Origin of the sequence: Intrasporangium sp. (assembly GCF_051961875.1) — a bacterium.
GTDB lineage: Bacteria > Actinomycetota > Actinomycetes > Actinomycetales > Dermatophilaceae > Intrasporangium_A.
Genome location: NZ_JBQCCV010000216.1, coordinates 1 through 2,352, shown reverse-complemented (window position 1 = coordinate 2,352; position 2,352 = coordinate 1). Strand labels below are relative to the sequence as shown.

Annotated in this window: 3 protein-coding genes; all 3 read left to right on the top strand. The window is 70.6% G+C overall.

Annotated features, from left to right (window positions below; translation table 11 throughout):
- The coding region (locus ACTHJJ_RS12850; protein ID WP_440303329.1) for a nickel-dependent hydrogenase large subunit at nt 1-1,308 on the top strand (1,308 nt) is incomplete at its 5' end.
- A 15-nt stretch (nt 1,309-1,323) separates the two neighbouring features.
- The gene (locus ACTHJJ_RS12845) at nt 1,324-1,872 is read left to right on the top strand and encodes a hypothetical protein (protein WP_440303328.1); all 549 of its coding nucleotides are present in this window, start codon (nt 1,324-1,326) and stop codon (nt 1,870-1,872) included.
- Nucleotides 1,869-2,352, top strand: a 484-nt coding sequence (locus tag ACTHJJ_RS12840; RefSeq protein WP_440303327.1) for a DUF5947 family protein, incomplete at its 3' end; no start/stop codon positions are given. The genes ACTHJJ_RS12845 and ACTHJJ_RS12840, both read left to right, overlap by 4 nt.

The following is a 2,352-nucleotide window of genomic DNA, read 5'->3' as shown; positions in this document are numbered from 1 at the left end:
ACCATCGGCGACATCATGCGCTCGCTCAACCCGCTCGAGGGCGAGTTCTACCGGGAGGCGCTGCAGGTCAGCCGGATGACCCGGGAGATGTTCTGCCTCATGGAGGGCCGGCACGTCCACCCGTCGACGCTCTACCCGGGCGGCGTCGGCACCGTCCCGAGCGTCCAGCTCTTCACCGAGTACCTGACCCGCCTCATGCGCTACGTCGAGTTCATGAAGAAGGTCGTGCCGCTGCACGACGACCTCTTCGACTTCTTCTACGAGGCGCTACCAGGCTACGAGCACGTCGGCGAGCGCCGGATCCTGCTCGGCTGCTGGGGCAGCCTCAACGACCCGGAGGTGTGCGACTTCACCTACCAGCGGATGAACGACTGGGGTCACGCCATGTTCGTGACCCCGGGGATCATCGTCGACGGCCGGCTCGTGACCAACAACCTCGTCGACATCAACCTCGGGATCCGGATCCTGCTCGGCCACTCCTACTACGACGACTGGGCGGACGACGGCCACGAGGTCTTCGTGACCCAGGACCCGCTCGGCAACCCCGTCGACGTCCGCCACCCCTGGAACCAGCACACCCTGCCGCGGCCGGCCAAACGTGACTTCGCCAGCGCCTACAGCTGGACGATGTCGCCCCGCTGGTTCGATGGCACCGACCACCTCGCGCTCGACACCGGTGGCGGCCCGATCGCCCGGCTGTGGTCGACGGCGCTCTCCGGTCTCGTCAAGACGGACCTCGTGGAGGCGACGGGGAACAGCGTCAAGATCACCTTGCCGAAGACCGCCCTCAAGCCCGAGGCCCACTTCGAGTGGCGAATCCCGCAGTGGAGCAACGCGATCGAGCGCAACCGCGCCCGCACCTACTTCCAGGCCTACACGGCGGCCATGGCCCTCCACTTCGTGAACAAGGGCCTCGAGGAGGTCCACGCCGGGCGCCTCGACACGTGGACGCCGTTCGACGTCCCCGAGGAGGCCATCGGGGTCGGCTTCACTGAGGCCGTCCGTGGCGTCCTGTCGCACCACCTCGTCATCAGGGACGGCAAGATCGCGAACTACCACCCCTACCCGCCGACACCGTGGAACGGCAGCGTGCGGGACGTCTACGGCACGCCCGGCCCCTACGAGGACGCCGTCCAGAACACGCCGATCTTCGAGGAGAACCCGCCCGAGTCGTTCAAGGGCATCGACATCATGCGAGCGGTCCGCAGCTTCGACCCGTGCCTGCCGTGTGGCGTCCACATGTTCACCGGCGGAGGCGGGGTGACGAAGCAGGTCCACTCGCCCGGGATGGCGGTCCGCCCGTACTGACCGAGGAGGCCGACCATGAACGACGTTGACCTGCAAGGCATCTCGTTGCGCATCCAGCGCCTGCTCGACGAGTTCGAGGCGGCCGGTGACCCTGTGGCGCAGGCGCGCGCGGAAGCGCTCGTCAGCACCTTGATGGAGCTGTATGCCGCTGGGCTGGCGCGCATCGCCGAGCTGGCCGAGGCGCACGGCGCGCTGCGGGCGCTGGCCGACGACGAGCTCGTCAGCGGTCTGCTGCTCCTGCACGACCTGCACCCGGACGACGTCGACCGGCGCATCCGAGGCGCCCTGTCCGGTCTGCGTGGGCAGCTCGGCGCGGTGGCCGACGATGTCGACTACCTCGGTGTCGACGAGGCCGGAGTCGCGAGGTTCGCGTTCGTCGCGAGCGGGTGCGCTTCCACCGCTGCCACCGTCACCGGTGCGGTGGAGGCCGCCGTGCTCGCCGCGGCCCCGGAGATCGTCTCGGTCGATGTCGCTGCGGAGCGGCGCCAGCCGGTCCTGCAGATCGGGCTGCGCCCGGGCCTGCAGCCGCGGGCCGCCACGCGAGAAGGCGCCCCGTCGTCGTGACGACCACACCGGCCGACCCGATCCGCAGGCTGCGCCGGCTGGCGCAGCCGGGCACCTCCGTGCCGGAGGCGGGACCGGCCGGGGCCCGCGAGGTCTGCGAGATGTGCAGCGCCGAGCTCGACGCGCGGCACGGGCACGTGGCCGACATCGAGGCACGTCGGCTGCTGTGCACGTGCCGGGCCTGCTACCTGCTCTTCACCGGACGCGGCGCCGGCGGGGGCCGCTACCGCGGGCTGCCCGAGCGGGTCCGGTCCGTCACCGACGTCGACCTCACCACCGCGGTCTGGGAGGCGCTCGAGGTGCCCGTCGACGTGGCGTTCTTCCTGCAAGGCACCACAAGTGCCACGGCGACCGATCTCACCGCGTGCTACCCGGGGCCGGGCGGCGCGACCGAGTCGCTGCTCGACCTGGCCGCCTGGCAGGAAGTCCTCGCCGCGAACCCGGTGCTCGACACGGTCGAGCCGGACGTCGAGGCGGCCC

Bases quoted from the DNA above. Each gene is read 5' to 3' on its own strand.
- ACTHJJ_RS12845 (WP_440303328.1), top strand. From the start codon at position 1,324: ATGAACGACGTTGACCTGCAAGGCATCTCGTTGCGCATCCAGCGCCTG.